The sequence below is a fragment of the Photobacterium rosenbergii genome, from assembly GCF_033022775.1.
Classification (GTDB): Bacteria; Pseudomonadota; Gammaproteobacteria; order Enterobacterales; family Vibrionaceae; genus Photobacterium; species Photobacterium rosenbergii_A.
Genome location: NZ_JAWJZI010000021.1, coordinates 1 through 17,828, shown reverse-complemented (window position 1 = coordinate 17,828; position 17,828 = coordinate 1). Strand labels below are relative to the sequence as shown.

Annotated in this window: 15 protein-coding genes; 10 read left to right on the top strand and 5 right to left on the bottom strand. The window is 50.7% G+C overall.

Annotated features, from left to right (window positions below; translation table 11 throughout):
- The first annotated feature begins 103 nt into the window (after window positions 1-103).
- From R2X38_RS23955 to R2X38_RS23945, 3 genes are read left to right on the top strand one after another with little or no spacing between them, the layout of a single operon-like run.
- Window positions 104-1,927, top strand: a complete 1,824-nt coding sequence (locus R2X38_RS23955; RefSeq protein ID WP_317524852.1) for an assimilatory sulfite reductase (NADPH) flavoprotein subunit — start codon at window positions 104-106, stop codon at window positions 1,925-1,927.
- Window positions 1,927-3,618 (top strand): assimilatory sulfite reductase (NADPH) hemoprotein subunit, encoded by a 1,692-nt coding sequence (cysI, locus tag R2X38_RS23950; RefSeq protein ID WP_317524851.1) that lies wholly within the window; start codon window positions 1,927-1,929, stop codon window positions 3,616-3,618. The genes R2X38_RS23955 and cysI overlap by 1 nt, the downstream gene beginning before the upstream one ends.
- Window positions 3,611-4,372, top strand: coding sequence for a phosphoadenylyl-sulfate reductase (locus R2X38_RS23945; RefSeq protein WP_317524850.1), 762 nt, complete (start codon window positions 3,611-3,613; stop codon window positions 4,370-4,372). Before cysI ends, R2X38_RS23945 begins: the two co-directional genes overlap by 8 nt.
- Before the next feature lie 130 nt (window positions 4,373-4,502).
- On the opposite strand, the gene R2X38_RS23940 is transcribed toward R2X38_RS23945, so the two are convergent.
- Both R2X38_RS23940 and R2X38_RS23935 read right to left on the bottom strand, forming a co-directional pair.
- Entirely contained in the window at window positions 4,503-4,991 is a 489-nt protein-coding gene (locus R2X38_RS23940) for a DUF2780 domain-containing protein (RefSeq protein WP_317524849.1), read from the bottom strand.
- Window positions 4,992-5,198: 207 nt separating this feature from the next.
- Window positions 5,199-5,819 (bottom strand): FKBP-type peptidyl-prolyl cis-trans isomerase, encoded by a 621-nt coding sequence (locus tag R2X38_RS23935; RefSeq protein WP_107300963.1) that lies wholly within the window; start codon window positions 5,817-5,819, stop codon window positions 5,199-5,201.
- A gap of 122 nt (window positions 5,820-5,941) precedes the next feature.
- Here R2X38_RS23935 and R2X38_RS23930 point away from each other — a divergent pair, with 122 nt between their 5' ends.
- On the top strand, window positions 5,942-6,652 hold the full coding sequence (locus R2X38_RS23930) for a LysM-like peptidoglycan-binding domain-containing protein (protein ID WP_317524847.1): 711 nt from the start codon (window positions 5,942-5,944) through the stop codon (window positions 6,650-6,652).
- A gap of 68 nt (window positions 6,653-6,720) precedes the next feature.
- On the opposite strand, the gene R2X38_RS23925 is transcribed toward R2X38_RS23930, so the two are convergent.
- From R2X38_RS23925 to R2X38_RS23915, 3 genes are all read right to left on the bottom strand, one after another.
- Window positions 6,721-7,170 (bottom strand): GNAT family N-acetyltransferase, encoded by a 450-nt coding sequence (locus R2X38_RS23925; RefSeq protein WP_317524846.1) that lies wholly within the window; start codon window positions 7,168-7,170, stop codon window positions 6,721-6,723.
- A gap of 115 nt (window positions 7,171-7,285) precedes the next feature.
- A complete protein-coding gene (locus tag R2X38_RS23920; protein ID WP_317524845.1) occupies window positions 7,286-7,849 on the bottom strand; it encodes a Crp/Fnr family transcriptional regulator in 564 nt (187 codons plus the stop codon).
- A 104-nt stretch (window positions 7,850-7,953) separates the two neighbouring features.
- Complete coding sequence (locus R2X38_RS23915; protein WP_317524843.1) at window positions 7,954-9,915, bottom strand: bifunctional 2',3'-cyclic-nucleotide 2'-phosphodiesterase/3'-nucleotidase; 1,962 nt, start codon at window positions 9,913-9,915, stop codon at window positions 7,954-7,956.
- Window positions 9,916-10,327: 412 nt separating this feature from the next.
- Here R2X38_RS23915 and cysG point away from each other — a divergent pair, with 412 nt between their 5' ends.
- The 6 genes from cysG to cysQ are packed head-to-tail and all read left to right on the top strand — an operon-like array spanning window position 10,328 to window position 17,252.
- Window positions 10,328-11,752, top strand: coding sequence for a siroheme synthase CysG (gene cysG, locus R2X38_RS23910; RefSeq protein ID WP_317524841.1), 1,425 nt, complete (start codon window positions 10,328-10,330; stop codon window positions 11,750-11,752).
- Between the two features lie 13 nt (window positions 11,753-11,765).
- Window positions 11,766-12,674, top strand: a complete 909-nt coding sequence (gene cysD, locus R2X38_RS23905; protein ID WP_317524840.1) for a sulfate adenylyltransferase subunit CysD — start codon at window positions 11,766-11,768, stop codon at window positions 12,672-12,674.
- Window positions 12,675-12,684: 10 nt separating this feature from the next.
- A complete protein-coding gene (gene cysN, locus R2X38_RS23900) occupies window positions 12,685-14,115 on the top strand; it encodes a sulfate adenylyltransferase subunit CysN (protein ID WP_317524838.1) in 1,431 nt (476 codons plus the stop codon).
- A gap of 6 nt (window positions 14,116-14,121) precedes the next feature.
- Window positions 14,122-15,849, top strand: coding sequence for an SLC13 family permease (locus tag R2X38_RS23895; RefSeq protein ID WP_317524892.1), 1,728 nt, complete (start codon window positions 14,122-14,124; stop codon window positions 15,847-15,849).
- A 24-nt stretch (window positions 15,850-15,873) separates the two neighbouring features.
- Window positions 15,874-16,494 carry an adenylyl-sulfate kinase gene (cysC, locus tag R2X38_RS23890; RefSeq protein ID WP_317524837.1) on the top strand — a complete coding sequence of 207 codons (621 nt, stop codon included), beginning with the start codon at window positions 15,874-15,876 and terminating at the stop codon, window positions 16,492-16,494.
- Between the two features lie 14 nt (window positions 16,495-16,508).
- Window positions 16,509-17,252 carry a 3'(2'),5'-bisphosphate nucleotidase CysQ gene (gene cysQ, locus R2X38_RS23885; RefSeq protein ID WP_317524836.1) on the top strand — a complete coding sequence of 248 codons (744 nt, stop codon included), beginning with the start codon at window positions 16,509-16,511 and terminating at the stop codon, window positions 17,250-17,252.
- Window positions 17,253-17,828: the final 576 nt, after the last annotated feature.

Genomic DNA, 17,828 nt, shown 5'->3' with positions numbered 1-17,828 from the left:
CTCACCCTTACAAATCGTTATAAAACATTCTTATCTATTCTTTCTTGTTATTTCTCTGAGTAGCTAATCTAACCCATACGCAATGTATAGGGATCGTCGTGTCATGTTACTTAAGGAACTTTCAGCTCTGGCCAGCCCGCTTAATGATCAGCAAATAGGTCAACTTCAGCAAGCTGCCGCCGAGCTATCGCCACAACAATTGGCGTGGATCAGTGGGTATTTTTGGGGCCTCAGCCAAACCCAGGGGGCAGGGCAAACTCAGCCTTCTCAGGCTCCGGCCTTAGCCGCCAGCACACAGCCTGCCGGTAAGCTAACCATTATTTATGCTTCCCAAACTGGCAATGCCAAGGGGGTTGCCGAGCAACTGAAAGAAGAAGCGGATGCCAAGGGCATCAAAGCCGATATTTTTGCCGCTGGGGATTACAAGGGGAAGAACCTCGCCAAGGAAACCCATGTCATTATCGTGGCCTCCACCCATGGTGAAGGGGAAGCGCCGGATGATGCCATTGAGCTGCATGAATTCCTGCAATCGAAAAAGGCGCCGAAACTGCCGAACCTGCAATACGCTGTGGTGGGATTGGGTGACTCCAGTTATGAATTTTTCTGCCAGACCGCGAAAGATTTTGATGCCTTCCTCAGCAAACAGGGCGCGACCGCTTTCCACCCACGTCTAGATTGCGATGTGGATTACGAATCAGTGGTAACAGCGTGGCGTACCGAGGCGCTAGACAAGGTCGAGGAAGCCTTGAAATCAGAGCAGGGAGCTGCCGATGTGGTTCAGTTGCCTCTGGGACAGAGCGCTCCGGCGGTATCAGCGTACAGCAAGAAAAACCCATACCCGGCCGCGCTGCTGGCCAGCCAGAAAATTACCGGTCGACAGTCAGGCAAAGATGTCCGCCATGTGGAAATTGACCTAGAAGGGTCCGGGTTGACCTACCAACCGGGCGATGCGTTGGGTGTTTGGTACGACAACGATCCTGCCCTTGCTGAAGCGATTTTGGCCAAAGTTGGCCTGAATGCGGATGAGCAAGTTGAGGTGGATGGCGAATCGCTATCACTGCAAGAGGCGCTGGTTAAGCATTATGAGATCACACTGTCTAACCCGCAGTTGGTGACCAAGTATGCGGAGCTCTCCGGCAGTAAAAAGCTGGCCAAGCTGGTCGAGGATAAAGACAAGCTGCGCGAATACGCTGGCAATACCCAAATTATTGATGTGCTGGGTGAGAAAAAAGCAACCCTGAGTGCCGAGCAGCTGCTTGGTTTGCTGCGTCGCCTGACCCCACGCCTGTATTCGATAGCCTCGAGCCAGGAAGAGGTGGGTGAGGAAGTCCATTTGACTGTAGGGCTAGTGGAATACCAGAAAGGCGAGGAAACCCGTCAGGGTGGCGCCTCTGGTTACCTCGCCCAGCGCTTGGAAGAAGGCGATAGCGTCAGGGTCTTTGTTGAGCCGAATAACCACTTCAAGTTACCGGAAAACGATGCGACACCTGTGATTATGGTTGGTCCGGGCACTGGCATCGCCCCATTCCGTGCCTTTGTTCAGGAGCGTGATAACCGTGAGGCTGAAGGTAAAAACTGGTTGTTCTTTGGCGACCGTACCTTTACCGAAGACTTCCTGTACCAGGTGGAATGGCAGAAGTACTTGAAATCAGGTGTCGTCGATAGGATTGATGTGGCATTTAGCCGTGATCAGGCCGAGAAAGTGTATGTCCAGCACCGCTTGCTCGAGCACGCTGCTGAAGTGTGGCAGTGGCTGCAAGACGGCGCCCATATCTATGTGTGTGGTGATGCTACCCGCATGGCCAAAGATGTCCATGATGCGCTGATGACAATCATCGAGCAACAGGGCAAACAGAGCCGTGAGCAGGCCGAGCAATATTTGAGTGAACTACGCAAGAGCAAGCGTTATCAAAAGGATGTGTACTAATGAGCGAGCAAAAACTGTCGGATAACGAACGCCTCAAGCGTGAAAGTAACTTCCTGCGTGGCACCATTGTTGAAGATTTGAATGACCGGATCACCGGCGGCTTTACCGCTGATAACTTCCAGTTGATCCGCTTCCACGGCATGTACCAGCAGGATGATCGCGATATCCGTGCCGAGCGTGCCAAGCAGAAACTCGAACCGCTGCACAATGTGATGCTGCGGGCGAGGATGCCGGGTGGGGTGATCACTCCCAAGCAGTGGTTGGCGATAGACAAGTTTGCCGAGGAGCACTCGCTGTATGGCAGCCTGCGTTTGACGACCCGTCAGACGTTCCAGTTCCATGGTGTGCTTAAGCCAAATATCAAGCTGATGCACCAGACCCTTAACAAGATCGGGATCGACTCCATTGCCACGGCAGGGGATGTGAACCGAAATGTGTTGTGTACTACCAACCCGGTAGAGTCTGAGCTGCATCAGCAAGCCTATGAGTGGGCGAAGAAAATCAGTGAGCACCTGTTGCCGAAAACCCGCGCCTATGCCGAAATTTGGCTCGATGACGAAAAGCTGGAGACGACGGACGAAGAGCCAATTCTGGGCAGCAATTACCTGCCAAGAAAGTTCAAGACGACCGTGGTGATCCCGCCGCAAAATGATGTCGATGTTCATGCGAATGACCTGAATTTTGTCGCGATTGCCGAAGCAGGCCAGTTGGTGGGCTTCAATGTACTGGTGGGCGGTGGCCTGGCGATGACCCATGGCGATAAGGCGACCTATCCACGCAAGGCTGATGATTTTGGCTTTGTGCCGCTGGAAAACACCTTGGATGTTGCGGCGGCGGTGGTAACGACCCAACGTGACTGGGGCAACCGCTCTAATCGTAAGAACGCCAAAACCAAATACACCCTGGACAGAGTCGGCGTTGATGTCTTCAAGGCCGAGGTCGAGAAGCGGGCGGGGATCACTTTTGCCCCAAGCCGCCCTTATGAATTCACCGAGCGCGGCGATCGCATCGGTTGGGTGGAAGGCATTGATGGCAAGCATCACCTGACCTTGTTTATCGAGAATGGCCGTTTGCTGGATTATCCGGGTAAGCCATTGAAAACTGGTGCTGCGGAGATTGCGAAGATTCACAAAGGCGATTTTCGCATGACCGCCAACCAGAACTTGATCGTTGCCGGCGTACAGGCCAGCGATAAAGACAAGATCGAAAAGATCGCGCGCGATCACGGCCTGATCGATGATGGTGTGTCCGAGCAGCGGAAAAATGCCATGGCGTGTGTGTCGCTGCCGACCTGTCCGCTGGCAATGGCCGAGGCAGAACGTTTCTTGCCGGAGTTTGTGACTGACATCGAGCAGCTGCTGGAAAAACACAGCTTACCGAAGGATGACAATATCATTTTGCGTGTCACCGGTTGTCCGAATGGTTGTGGCCGGGCGATGTTGGCTGAAGTGGGATTGGTGGGTAAGGCGCCGGGACGCTACAACTTACACCTCGGCGGTAACCGTAACGGTACCCGTATTCCTAAAATGTACCGCGAGAATATCACGGTCGAGCAAATTCTGACTGAACTGGATAGCTTGGTTGGCCGCTGGGCCAAAGAGCGTAAAGTTGGGGAAGACTTTGGTGATTTCACTATTCGTGCCGGGATCATCGAGCCGGTTCTGATCTCAAAGAGGGACTTTTATGCCTGATAGCCAATATGCCCCGTTGCTGCAGGCCAGCAAGGTGGAACAAATCCTTAAACTGGCTGAGATTAATGCCGAACTCGAAACGATGTCTGCCCAGCAGCGGATCCAGTGGGCATTGGATAACCTGCCGGGGCAGGTTGCCCTTGCCTCGAGTTTCGGGATCCAATCGGCGGTGATGCTGCACATGGTAACTCGGATCAAATCTGATATTCCGGTGATTTTAACGGATACGGGATATCTTTTTCCTGAGACTTACCAGTTTGTCGATCAGTTGACTGAGCGACTGAAATTGAACCTGCATGTGTACCGTGCAGAGCTTAGCCCGAATTGGCAGGAAGCTCGTTTCGGTAAACTGTGGGAGCAAGGCCTAGACGGTATCAAGCAATATAATCGTATCAACAAGGTTGAGCCGATGCGCCGTGCATTGGATGAGCTAGGGGTATCTACCTGGTTCTCCGGCCTGCGTCGCGAGCAGTCTCAAAGTCGGGCTACTTTGCCGGTGCTGGCGGTACAGAATGGCTTATTCAAATTCTTGCCACTGATTGACTGGAGCGACAACGATATCGAGCAGTATCTCGCCGAGCACCAGTTGCCTTACCATCCGCTCAAGGATGAAGGTTACCTGTCTGTCGGTGATACCCATACTAGCCAGAAATGGCAGCCGGGTATGAAGGAAGAGGAGACCCGCTTCTTTGGCCTCAAGCGTGAGTGCGGCCTGCATGAGGATGATGTTGAAGCTGATGGTTCTGGTATCTAGCTAAACCCACAAACTTTATTGAAAATAAAAGCCTTACTCATTGCTGAGTAAGGCTTTTTTACATCTGTCTGACAGAAGGCTCGATGATGCGCGGTATCTTTGCGCGCGATTTTTTTAAGGTCTGTTCAGGTTAGCCTGCGGCTTGCCAGATACTGCCTAGGTTATCGAGTAATCCGGCGCTAGCTCCCTGATCGCCCAGAAATTGCATAACGACCGGGATAAACTGGCTCACCATACTCGGATCCATGTCGAGGGCACTGAATACTTGATTGATGGTATCCATGTTACCCAGCAAGGCACTGGTGCCGGGCGGTAGACTGTCAGTCAGGGCATCAAGCCCCGGGATCATCTTGGTTAACTCGGAAGCTTGCTCGCCACCAAGTTGGCTCGCGGCAATGGAAAGCAGGGCACCAGCCCCACCTGCGGCTTGTTCGGTGGATACATCAAGTTGGCTGCTGAGTAAATCAGTCAGTGGGTTGTTGAGTGTCGAAGCCGCTTCTTCATCCCCGCCGCCAAATAAGTCCGAAAGGCTAAAGGCGTGGCTGGTGGCAGGCAACATCAAGCTGCCGACAAGCAGTAGAAGCCAGGTTTTGGCGCGGGCTTGGGTCAATAGGTACATCTTTCGCAATCCTCCATGTAGGCGTCGACTATGGGTGTCCCATTTAAGATTAGTCAGGAATGCGGGTGAGATACCAAAATCTGTGGCAAAAAATGAATTAAAAGATAAAAAAAGCCAAACTTTGGGTAGGATGGTCGTTAGTTAATTGAAGTGCCGGAAACAAAAAACGGTGCCGAAGCACCGTTTTGTCATCAATCGCGAGGGCGATTAAAGGATGTCTAGTAGTTCTACTTCGAATACTAGTGCTGCATATGGAGGGATCGCTGCACCTGCGCCGCGCTCACCGTATGCAAGGTTCTGTGGGATGTATAGTTTCCACTTAGAACCAACAGGCATCATCTGAAGAGCTTCAACCCAACCAGCGATTACGCCAGTTACTGGGAACTCTGCAGGCTGGCCGCGAGAAACAGAGCTGTCGAATACAGTGCCGTCAGTTAGCTGGCCGTGGTAGTGAACACGAACTTGCTTGTCTGAAGTAGGGATTTCACCGTTACCTTCAACAAGAACTTCGTACTGAAGACCAGATTCAGTTACTGTAACTTCTGAGCGTAGTGCGTTATCTTTTAGGAACGCTTCGCCTTCTGCAGCTGCAGCTTGAGCTTGTTCTTGACGAACAGCTTCTGCGCGAGTGTGTAGGTCGCGTAGTGCGTTGTTGATGTCGTCAACTTCGATTTCTGGCATGTCGCCAGTTAGAGAAGTCGCGATACCTTTAGCGATAGCAGCAACATTCAGGCCCTCTAGACCACTTTGTGCTAGTTGCTGGCCCATTTGAAGACCGATACCGTAGCTTGCTTTAGTTTCAACTGTATCTAGTTTAACGTCAGACATGGTGTCATCTCTTTAGTAGAGTGAATAAAGCAGGCAGGATAACAGTTTCTCCCCCTAGGGGTAAACCATTGTAACAAGCTGTCGATGGATAGCGTGAATTTGATAGCGCTGGAGTGTTGTTTATGGGACAGGCCAAACGCCGTTCGAACAAAAAGAGTGAATTTACGTGGCCTCGTATCTCCTTGGATAAGGAGGCGTTGAAACAAGGAAGTACGGCTATCCGTGCCAAGTTTGCTCCGCTGGCAAGCAAATGGCAACAGTTACCCAAGTTGCACCGTCGTGCCTTGATGGTGCTTGTACCTGTGGTTGGGGTATTAATGATCCTACCCGGCGGAGGTGACAAAGCTTCACCGCCTACTTCATCAGAGCCAGTCCGTCGTGAGCTGTCCCTGAATCTGGAAAGCCAGCAACCACAGCGTGTCGCGGTTGGTGAAAGAGAAGAGCCGGTATCTCCGCCTCGCCCTTCCCGTATTACCCCGCTAGAACCGGTTGAAAGCCAGCCAGTAGCTGCGAAGCCTGCAGCCAAACCGTCGGAAAAGGCAAGCTCTTTATCGCAGTCGGCCAGTGTTGACTGGCAGCGCTATCAGGTAAAAAGCGGCGAGACCTTGGCGAACATTTTCCGTCAGCACAATTTACCGCTTAATGACCTCTATGCCGTTGCGGCTATTGAAGGAGACGACAAGCCACTGAGCCGGATCAAAGCCGGGCAATGGCTACGTTACCGCCAGACAGCCCAGGGCGGTTTGGATGCGTTGCAAATTGAAGGGCGCAATGGTGAGCCGGTGTTGTTCTTCCGCCGCTCGGATGGCAGTTTTGTCCGTCGTACCCAGTAAGGTAACGGTATAACCAAAAAAAGCCACTTCGGTGGCTTTTTTGTTGCCTGCTACGCTGGAAACCGTCGTTATTTGGTCAGGCGCATATCGATATGTGGGATACCGTCTTCCAGGTATTCTTCTGAATATGCCTCGAAGCCATACCGCTGGTAGTAATGCTGCAGATGCGACTGGGCACCGATCTCAATGGTTTCTCCCGGCCACAGTTGCTCGGTCATAGCGAGGCCTTGCTCAAGCAGTTGGTTGCCTATTCCCTTGCCTCGGGCTTCCGGGGCGGTAACGACGCGGCCGATGCTGACTGCATCATAGGTTGTTCCGGCAGGTAGCAGGCGAAGGTAGGCGACAAGCGTATTGTCTTGATAGCCCAATAGGTGGTGAGTGCCGGCCTGTCGGTCATGGTCGTCCAGCTCTGGGTAGGCACATTCTTGCTCGACCACAAAGACATCGCAGCGCAATTTGAGCAGATCATAAAGTTGGTGGGTTGTCAGTTGGTCAAAGCTGAGGCACTGCCATTGCATGTCGTTCTCCTGATGGTACGTATTATTCACTCTTCCTTGAGGATAAATTACCTCAAAGGCGTTGGCATTAACTTAAGGCAAGTTGGCTAAAGCCCGATTAATTTTCTTCACTGGTTTATTCACTAAGCCTTGCGCGGATCCGGCTCAGGCTGGTGGCGGTAATCCCCAGATAAGAGGCTATCTGATAATCGGCAAGCTGAGCGTGTAGTTCAGGGAAGTGATCACAGAACAGGGTGTAGCGCTCTTCGGGGGTATGGATCAGCATAAAGCGTTCCTTGTGCTCTTTGAACAACAGCTGTCTTTCGAGTAACGCCATATAGAGCTTAGGGCAACGGGTTTTCCATTCTTCGATCACAGCCAAGGGCAGGGCGAGTATTTGGCTGGCGGACAGGGTTTCCAGCAAGTATTCGGAAGCCTGCTGGGTAATTAGGCTCTCAAACCCCAGGATCAGCTCTTGCTCCCAGTAGAACTCCTTGCTGAACTGGCGTCCTTCGGGAGTCAGGTAGCAGGCATGGCAAATGCCATCGACCAGAAAGAAAGCATGAGCAGGCTGTTCCCCTTGATTGAGCAATATGTGACGGGTCGGCAGTTCCATTGGCTCTGCGAGTGCAAGGGCATGGTTGATGGTCTCGTCATCGGCACCATGGTCTCGAAGGTATTGGGCTAGGGCTGTTTTCATTGTTTGCTCACAGGGTTGGGTTTCACATTGGCCGTGGTTTCATCTTAACAAAAAAATACCGCAGCCGAGGCTGCGGTATGGTCAACGTTAATCAGTTAGCTAGCTTACTTTTGTAGATCGATTCGGTAAATCGCAAAGCCGATTTCGTCAGTACCTGTTTTCTCCATTGGGTACTGCGCTTTTTCCTTGATGAAGTTGGCCGCTTTGTCACCTGGCGATGTTTCGAAAGTGATGTTTAGCTCTTTCTCACTCTTCAGTGGAGCGAAGTGCCAGTTGTTGTCAGCACTTGGTGTCACTTCGCCTTGCTCTTTGCTGACGCGGGTGATGTAGTCCGCAACAATGGTGCGGTTTTCATCTGGCGAAGCAAAAGCAATGAAGTCTTCACCGGTACCGGCAAACTTGCCGCTGTAAGCGCGGTAGTTGTTGGTGGCGATGATAAATGGCTGCGCTGGGTCAACAGGCTTACCGTTGAAAGTCAGGTTCTGGATACGCTCAGCCTTGTCATTGATCAGCTTGCAGTCACCGTCGTAGCGGGCTGGCTGAGATACATCGATGCTGTAGTTCACGCCGTCGATCACATCGAAGTTGTAAGTGCGGAAGCCATCCCAGTTGATCAGACCTTGCTGCTTGTCGCTGTTAAGGTCGATTTGGTTGAACTGGCCAGCCGAACACTCTAGCCACTCTTTTACTTCTTTACCGGTAACTTTCAATGCCACTAGGGTGTTCGGGTACAGGTAGAGATCTGCCGCGTTACGAAAGGTCAGCTGGCCGGATTCGACTTCGGTAAAGTTTGTCGGATCGTTGCCGCGGCCACCTGCCTTGAACGGGGCTGCAGCAGAGAGCACAGGAATGCCGTCTAGATCCGGGTCGCCCTGGATAAAGCGCTCAACATAATCTTGCTGGGCAAGGCTGACGATTTGAACCGTCGGATCATCTTGTACCAGTGCCAGGAAGCTGTACATCACGTCGTTGGCCTTACCTATCGGCTGGTTGACGAACTCACGGGTACCGTCGTGCTCGGCCTTGATTGCTTCAACCATCTTCTCGTCGGCTTCTACGATAGCTTCGCCTTTGATCTTATCGAAGATAGGGCGGGCTTCTGTTTGCGCACTGGTTACAGTCCAGCTGTCGCCTTTCTGTTTCAGGACTAGGTCAATCACACCCAGGTGATCACCCCAGCGGCCAGGCATTACAGAAGGTACGCCGTTGATAGTGCCTTTTTCCACATCGGTATTGGGCAGGTTAGCAAAAGCTTTGCTTGGGAACACCGCGTGTGAGTGGCCAAAGGCGATTGCATCGATGCCTTCTACTTCTGTGAGGTAGTACACCGAGTTTTCAGCCATTACCTTGTAAGGATCAGCAGATACGCCAGAATGCGGGATAGCCACAATGATATCGGCGCCTTCCGCCTTCATTTGCGGTACAAACTTCTCGGCAGACTGCTTGATATCTTCAGCCTTGACCTTGCCTTCCAGATGGCGCTTGTCCCATACCATAATTTGCGGTGGGACAAAGCCGATGTAACCGATCTTCACTTCGTGCTCGGCACCATCGGTATCTTTGAAGGTGTGCGACTTAATCACGTAGGGAGTGAACAGATTTTTGCCGGTTTTAAGATCATAGACGTTAGCGTTGACGTAAGGGAAGTTGGCCCCTGCGATAGCTTTGTCGAGGAAGTCCAAGCCGTAGTTGAACTCGTGGTTACCGATGTTACCGACTTCGTAGTTAAGCTGGTTCATCGCCTTGTAAACCGGGTGGATATCGCCAGCGTTTAGCCCCTTGGCTGCCATGTAGTCACCCATTGGGCTACCTTGGATCAAGTCACCGTTATCAACCAAAACACTGTTGGTTACTTCAGACTGGGCTTGCTTTACCAATGTAGCAGTACGAACCAGGCCGGTTTTCTTGGTCGGCTTGTCTTTGTAGTAGTCATAGTCCATGACATTGGTATGGATATCCGTGGTTTCCAGGATGCGAAGCTTGATGGTGTCTGCTGTAGCCGGTCCTGCCATAGCCAGCATGCCACCCAAAATCGCAAGGGATAAGGGTTTGGCTGATAACTTCATAATTTTCTCCGTGAGTGTCGGTATAGGAAAGCGTGCATAAGGTAACAAAAACGCTCCCAAATTTGCGCAAAAGAATAGCTTTTATGTGTGATTAATCGCGTTTTTCTGCGCATTTTCTCATGTTGTCGAAAACGGTTGCCTCAGAAAGAAACATTTCGGTTACGCATAAGCCTAGGACAAAAAAGGTATAGCTTATGAGTAATTTGCCTATATCACTGTGATGAATCATTCCTTTCGCGACAATTGCAGGGTTTTGCCTAAATAAACTGATTTATTGCTGTTTTTAGCAAAGCGTCGAGAGATAAATATTGGGGTGAACTTTTTGGAATAAAAAATGAAATTTAAGAATTTCAGGTAATAAATCACCGCAACTATAGTGCTTCTATCAATGGATTCTTAGGGGCACCCTCACATGGATTATCTGCCAATTTTTGCTGATTTAAAGCGCCGGCCTTGCCTGGTTGTCGGTGGCAATGATATTGCCTGGCGTAAAGCAAAGATGTTGCTTAGGGCAGGGGCTGACGTAAAGGTTATCAGCCCTGAGCTGTCGCCGCTGTTTCAACAGGCTGTAGAAAACGGCCAAGTTACGCATGTGGCAGAGGAGTTTTCGCCCCACCATCTTGATGGCGTTTTCCTGGCTATCGCCGCCACTGAGCGCAAGGCTGTGAATGCGTTGGTTTACCAATCAGCTAACCAACGACAGGTTTTGGTGAATGTCGTAGATGACACCCAGCGTTGTAGTTTCATTGTGCCATCTGTCGTCGACCGCTCCCCCATCATCGTTGCGGTATCGTCATCAGGCCAAGCCCCGGTGTTGGCAAGGCTGATCCGCGAAAAACTCGAAGCGCTACTGCCACAGCACCTAGGCAAGATGGCAACAATTGCCGGGCGTTTCCGCTCTCGCTTGGCTCAGACCGTGACTTCTTTCTCTGCCCGCCGCCGATTCTGGGAGCAAGCCTTCAATGGGCGGTTTGCTTCTTTGGTTGCTGCTGGCCAGGTTGAATCGGCCGAGCAGGAGTTGGAGCAACTTAGCCAAGGCCTATCCACTCAAGGTGAAGTGGCTCTGATCGGTGCCGGACCGGGTGATGCAGGGTTGTTGACACTTCGGGCGTTGCAGTTACTGCAGCAAGCCGATGTGGTGCTGTTTGATTATTTGGTCTCGGAAGAGGTGATGGATCTGGTTCGCCGCGATGCCGAGCGGGTGTGTGTCGGTAAAAAAGCGGGTTTCCACAGTGTCCCCCAAGCCGAGACTAACCGTTTGCTGGTGGACTATGCCTCGAAGGGTAAGCGTGTGGTTCGCCTTAAGGGCGGTGATCCTTTTGTCTTCGGCCGCGGTGGCGAGGAGCTGGAAGTCTTGTTCGACCACAACATTCCGTTCGAGGTCGTTCCTGGTATCACTGCCGCTGCCGGTGCGACGGCGTATGCCGGCATTCCTCTGACTCACAGGGAGCATGCCCAAACCGCGATGTTTGTCACCGGACATCTCAAGGCTGGCAGTGATCAGTTGGACTGGCAGACGTTGGCGCGGGGTAACCAGACCCTGGTGATTTATATGGGCTTGATGAATGCCTCCGATATCAGGCAGCAATTGATTCAGCACGGCCGCGCAGCCTCTACCCCGGTTGCCATTATTGAACGCGGTACCCAACCCACCCAGAAAATTTACAAAGGCCAACTCGATGAGTTGGACGACTTAGCTCAACAGGCGGCTTCCCCGGCACTGATTGTGGTCGGTGAAGTGGTCAACCTATCAGAAAAATTACATTGGTTCGGAAAGCAACCACAACCGGCTCATCCCGAGATGGATCAGCAAGGTGCCGTGGTGAAACTGGCTTAGCATGGAGAGAGTAATGGACCCGAAACGATTTACCCACTTAAAGCAACTTGAAGCGGAGAGTATTCATATTATCCGTGAGGTTGCTGCCGAGTTTGATAACCCCGTCATGATGTATTCAATCGGTAAGGACTCCTCGGTCATGCTGCACCTTGCCCGCAAGGCGTTTTATCCGGGCAAGATCCCTTTCCCGTTACTGCACGTCGATACCGACTGGAAGTTCCGGGAAATGATTGAGTTCCGTGACCGCACTGCCGAGAAGTACGGCTTTGACTTGCTGGTACACAAAAACCCTGAAGGCTTGGCGATGGGGGTTGGCCCGTTTACCCATGGCTCGTCCAAACATACCGACATCATGAAGACCCAGGGGCTCAAACAGGCTCTGAATAAATACGGCTTCGATGCAGCCTTTGGCGGGGCACGCCGCGATGAGGAAAAATCCCGGGCCAAAGAGCGGGTTTATTCCTTCCGTGACAAGAACCATACCTGGGATCCGAAGAACCAGCGTCCGGAGCTGTGGAAAACCTACAACGGTCAAATTAACAAGGGTGAAAGTATCCGCGTCTTCCCATTGTCCAACTGGACCGAATTGGATATTTGGCAATACATCTACTTGGAAGGTATCGAGATCGTACCTTTGTACCTCTCTGCCGTACGTCCTGTGGTAGAGCGCGACGGTATGCTCATCATGGTCGACGATGATCGGATGAAGCTGCAGCCAGGTGAACAAATAGAACAAAAGAGTGTGCGGTTCAGAACCTTAGGGTGTTACCCACTGACGGGTGCGATTGAGTCTGAGGCCGATACGCTGTCGGGCATTATCGAAGAAATGCTGGTAGCGACGTCAAGTGAGCGCCAAGGCCGAGCCATTGACCATGACCAGTCTGGCTCGATGGAGCTTAAGAAACGCCAGGGATACTTCTAAGGAGAGAATAATGAACAGTGCAATTGAACAACAAGTGGCCGAGTTAGGGATTGAAGCCTATCTCGACCAGCACCAAAACAAATCCCTGCTGCGTTTTCTGACTTGTGGCTCGGTGGATGATGGTAAAAGTACCTTGATTGGCCGCCTGCTCCATGATTCCCAGCAGATTTATGAAGATCAGCTTGCAGCGATCCATGCCGATAGCCAGAAGGTCGGTACTACAGGTGATAAGCCTGACTTGGCGTTACTGGTGGATGGCCTGCAGGCCGAGCGTGAGCAGGGGATCACCATTGATGTCGCTTACCGTTATTTCTCGACCAAGAAGCGTAAGTTCATTATTGCCGATACCCCTGGCCACGAGCAGTACACCCGTAATATGGCAACCGGAGCCTCGACCTGTGATGTCGCGGTTATCTTGATTGATGCCCGTAAAGGGGTGTTGGATCAGACCCGCCGCCATTCTTATATCGCGAGCTTGCTTGGGATCCGTCACTTCATTGTGGCAATCAACAAAATGGATCTGGTGGGCTTTGAGCAATCACGCTTTGAGTCTATTCGTGATGAGTACTTGGCGTTTGCTGAACAACTCAACCCGCAATTGGATATCAAACTGGTGCCGCTATCGGCACTAGAAGGGGATAACGTGGTCGATCTAAGCGATCAAACACCATGGTATGACGGCGACTCCCTGCTGGCGATGCTGGAAGCGGTTGATATCAATGTCGATCGCCAGTCAGGTGATTTCCGCCTGCCGGTCCAGTATGTCAATCGGCCTAACCTGGACTTCCGTGGCTTTGCCGGCACCGTCGCCTCAGGCACCGTAAAGGTGGGTGATAGCGTCAAGGTGCTGCCATCGGGCAAACAGTCCCTGGTCGAGCGTATTGTCACATTTGATGGTGATTTGCCAGCTGCTTTTGCTGGCCAGGCGATTACCCTGACACTGGCTGATGAAATAGATATCAGCCGTGGCGATACCTTGGTGGCGGCAGACAACGAGGCCGTATTGGGTAACCACCTGCTGGCCGATATTGTTTGGATGGCCGAAGCTCCGCTTGAAGTGGGACGCCAATACGACATTAAAGTCGCAGGCAAGAAAACAGTAGGTAGTGTTTCAGCCATTCGCCATCAGGTTGATATCAATAACCTCGGCAAATTTGAAGTAGGCAGCCTGCCGCTCAACGGTATTGGTTTGTGTGAAGTGACCCTGACAGAGTCCATTGCGGTTGACCCGTATCTGAATAGTCCGGATACCGGTGGTTTTATCGTTATCGATCGCCTGACCAATGTGACTGTCGGTGCCGGTATGGTTCGGGAAGCATTGGCTGGCGAACAAGATATCGCATCAACCTCGGCCTCTGCATTTGAAGTTGAACTCAATGCCCTGATCCGCAAACACTTCCCTCATTGGCAGGCGAAGGATATCAATAAGTTGCTGGGGTAATTGATGATGCAATGGGAACAAGGAATGGTTCTCGCCATGTTAATGGTGATAGTAACCTGCCTGCTGACGACAAGGATCAAGCCTGCTTATTTATTTGCAGGTGCGGCCTTTATCGGCTTTCAGGCAGGGATGATTGACTTGCCGACTTTGGCAGGCAATTTTACGAATTCATCACTATTAACCTTGGTGTTGCTGATCCTTGTTTCTATTGGCTTGGAAAAAACCCGCCTGATCAGTTGGGTCGGTAAGCAGATATCGAGTGGGGGACAGTCGACGGTGGTGGCAAAGCTGGGCCTGTCGACCGCTTTTCTCTCTTCCTTTACTAATAATACGGCAGTTGTGGTCTCTTTGATCGGTGCGATCAAGCGAAATCAGCGCCACGCGCCATCTCGTTTGCTGATCCCTCTGTCCTATACCGCTATTCTCGGGGGAACCTTGACCCTAATCGGCACCTCGACAAACTTGATCATCAATAGTTTTGTCGAAGATGCCGGGTTGCCCAGCTTAGGCTTCTTTGCGCCGACGACTATCGGTTTGGCAGTACTGGTGATTGGGTTGTTGATTTTGATCCCGCTCAGCTACCTTCTTCCTATCTATGACGAGAACTCACAAGACGATCTTCCTTATTTTTTGGAGGCCAAAGTGGTCGGTGGCTCCCCGTTGGTGGGTAAAACGGTAGCCGAAAATGGCTTGAGAGCACTGCGACGGTTGTTCTTGGCGGAAATTATCCGCGATGGGGAGACGTTGGCGCCGGTATGTCCTGATACACAACTCAAGGCAGGCGACATCCTATTGTTTTGCGGTGATGTAGAAAGCGTAACGACCCTGCAGGAAATCAATGGCCTCCAGCTTTTTGGCCAGCATCACCTTAACGGCCAGTCAATGCTGGAAGTTATTGTCAGTCATTCGGCGGGGATCCGGGGCAAGACATTGAAGAGCGTTCAGTTCCGTGAGCGGTTCGATGCGGTGGTGGTGGCTATTCGCCGTGGTCATGAAAGGTTAGCTGGTGGGCTTGGTAATATTGAACTCCATGCCGGGGATACCTTGGTGGTCGTGCCGGGAAAAAACTTCAACAGTAAAAAGCAGCAACTTAATCGTGAGTTCGTTTTGGTCAATGGGCTGGACTCCAGTGCTAGGCTCGATAGCCAAAAGAGCCTGACGGTGCTGTTCGGCTTTATGATGGTAATTGCTGCGGCGTTATTGAATGTCCTTCCTATTATAAAGGGGCTGGCTGCATATCTTGTTGTGTTGATAGCAACTGGGGTGGTGACATTTGCCGAGCTCAAGCGCCGTTTTCCCATTGATATTGTCGTGATTGTTGGCTCTGCATTGTCATTGGCCCAGTTGATGCTCTCAAGTGGTCTTTCTGAGCGCATGGGTGAGATGCTAATGGCAGGGTTTGCCGACTGGGGCATGTATGGTGCTTTGGTTGCAGTATATCTGCTGACCTTGGTGTTAACCGAATTGGTAACCAATAATGCAGCGGCTGCGTTGGCTTTCCCTATCGCCTACAGCTTGTCAATTAGCTATGGCGTTGATCCCATGCCTTTCATCATGGCTATATTATTTGGCGCCAGTGCCAGCTTTATTTCTCCCTATGGGTATCAAACTAACTTGTTGGTTTATAGCGTAGGCAATTACAAACTGAAAGATTACTTACGGATTGGGCTGCCTATTTCATTAGTGTATTCGGCTGTTGTATTAGCCCTGATACCTCGACTATTCCCTTTTTAACAAGACATATAAATGGAGTTATCTATGACCTCGGCTATTAGTACGGTCAATAATGACAATATTGTTTGGCATACACACCAAGTAGACAAAACCTACCGGGCCAAGCAAAAGAATCAGCAGCCTTCAGTTTTATGGTTCACAGGACTCAGTGGTGCCGGTAAGTCGACGGTAGCTGGCGCACTGGAGCAACGCTTAGCCGAATTGGGTTACCACACTTACTTACTTGATGGTGATAATGTTCGTCATGGCCTTTGTCAGGATCTTGGATTTTCCTCGGAAGATCGCCGGGAAAATATCCGCCGCATAGGTGAAGTAGCAAAACTGATGGCTGATGCTGGGTTGATTGTATTAAGTGCGTTTATTTCTCCCCATCGTCATGAACGTCAGTTGGTGCGTGATATGCTGCCATCGGGTGAATTTCTCGAGGTGTTTGTTGATACTCCTCTGGAAGAGTGTGAAAAGAGGGATCCAAAAGGGCTGTATAAAAAAGCACGAGCAGGTGAGCTCAAGCAGTTTACCGGTATTGATTCAGAATATGAGCAGCCATTGGATGCCGAGATTCACTTAGCCGCTGGCAGTCATGATGTTCAACAGCTTGTTGAACAGTGTGTTGATGCCCTTAGAGCTCGCAAGATTATCGAATGACAAAGGAGTGACGTGTGGGAAACCAGCTTGAGTCGTTATACCAAATTGCATTGGAGGCAGGTGAGGCCATCATGGCGCTTTACCATACACAGGTAGAAGTGACGGAAAAAGACGATCGCAGCCCGGTGACTGCTGCTGATTTAGCTGCGAATGCCATTATCTTAGATAAGCTAGCAGCATTAACACCAGGTATTCCTATTGTCTCTGAAGAGTCTGCACATATCCCTTGGTCTGAACGAAAGCATTGGCAGCGATTTTGGTTAGTTGATCCGTTAGATGGCACCAAAGAGTACCTGCGCAAAAATGGTGAATTTACGGTAAATATTGCTTTGATTGAGCAAGGGCGGCCTGTTATGGCTGTGGTCCATGCTCCTGCATTAGAGATAAGTTGGTTGGGGAATGGCAGTAAGGCATGGAGTGTCAGTAATGATGAGTGGAGACCCATTAAGACTGAAGCAGCACAGACACCGGTTATAGTAGGAAGTCGCTCTCATCCAAGCCCGCTGTTAGCTGAATATTTGGCGCAGTTCCCTCTATATAAGATGAAAGAAGCGGGTTCATCCTTAAAGTTCTGTCTTGTTGCAGAAGGAAAAGCGCAGTTCTACCCTCGCTTAGGTCCGACTATGATGTGGGATACCGCTGCTGGGCAATGTATTGCTGAAAGTGCTGGGGGTCAGGTTAAAACTCTTGATGGAGTACCTTTGTCATATCATCGCGAAGATTTACTCAATCCATTCTTTGTCGTTAGCTACCTTTAATTCCCCAATCTGAAAAAAAAACTAAGGTTGTACCACTCTCCAGTCATTTGTTGTCTACGCTTAACGTTACGCTGCAAAAAAGGAGAGTGACATCTACTTCTTGGCTGTTTTTTGTATTTATTCCGTTTTTACGCTCTTTTTGTCATCAGTTGGCAAAAAAAGTCAAAAAAAGCATTGCCAATAGTTCAAGTCTCCCTATAATGCCGCCTCACCAACGGAATAGCGGCTTCTTAGTAAGCTATTCACAAATTGTGGATAACTTGTTGGTGGTTGGCAGGATAAGTTTTTATGCCTTTTTTGAGCTTGACTCTGAGTTGTAAATGACTAGAATTGCCGGCCTTGCTTATTAATACTGGTGAGTTCTTAAAAATAAGAACCTATCTGTTAGCAAGGCTTGTCAGCAAAGAGTTTTAAAAAAAGTTTTTTGAAATTAACTGTTGACACTGAGGTTTGTGCTGGTAAGATACGCAGCCTCAACCGACACGCAGTGTCGAGTGAATGTTCTTTAACAATTTGACCATGCAATCTGTGTGGGCACTCGTGAAATGATAGTCAACAAAAGCATTATCAATGAAA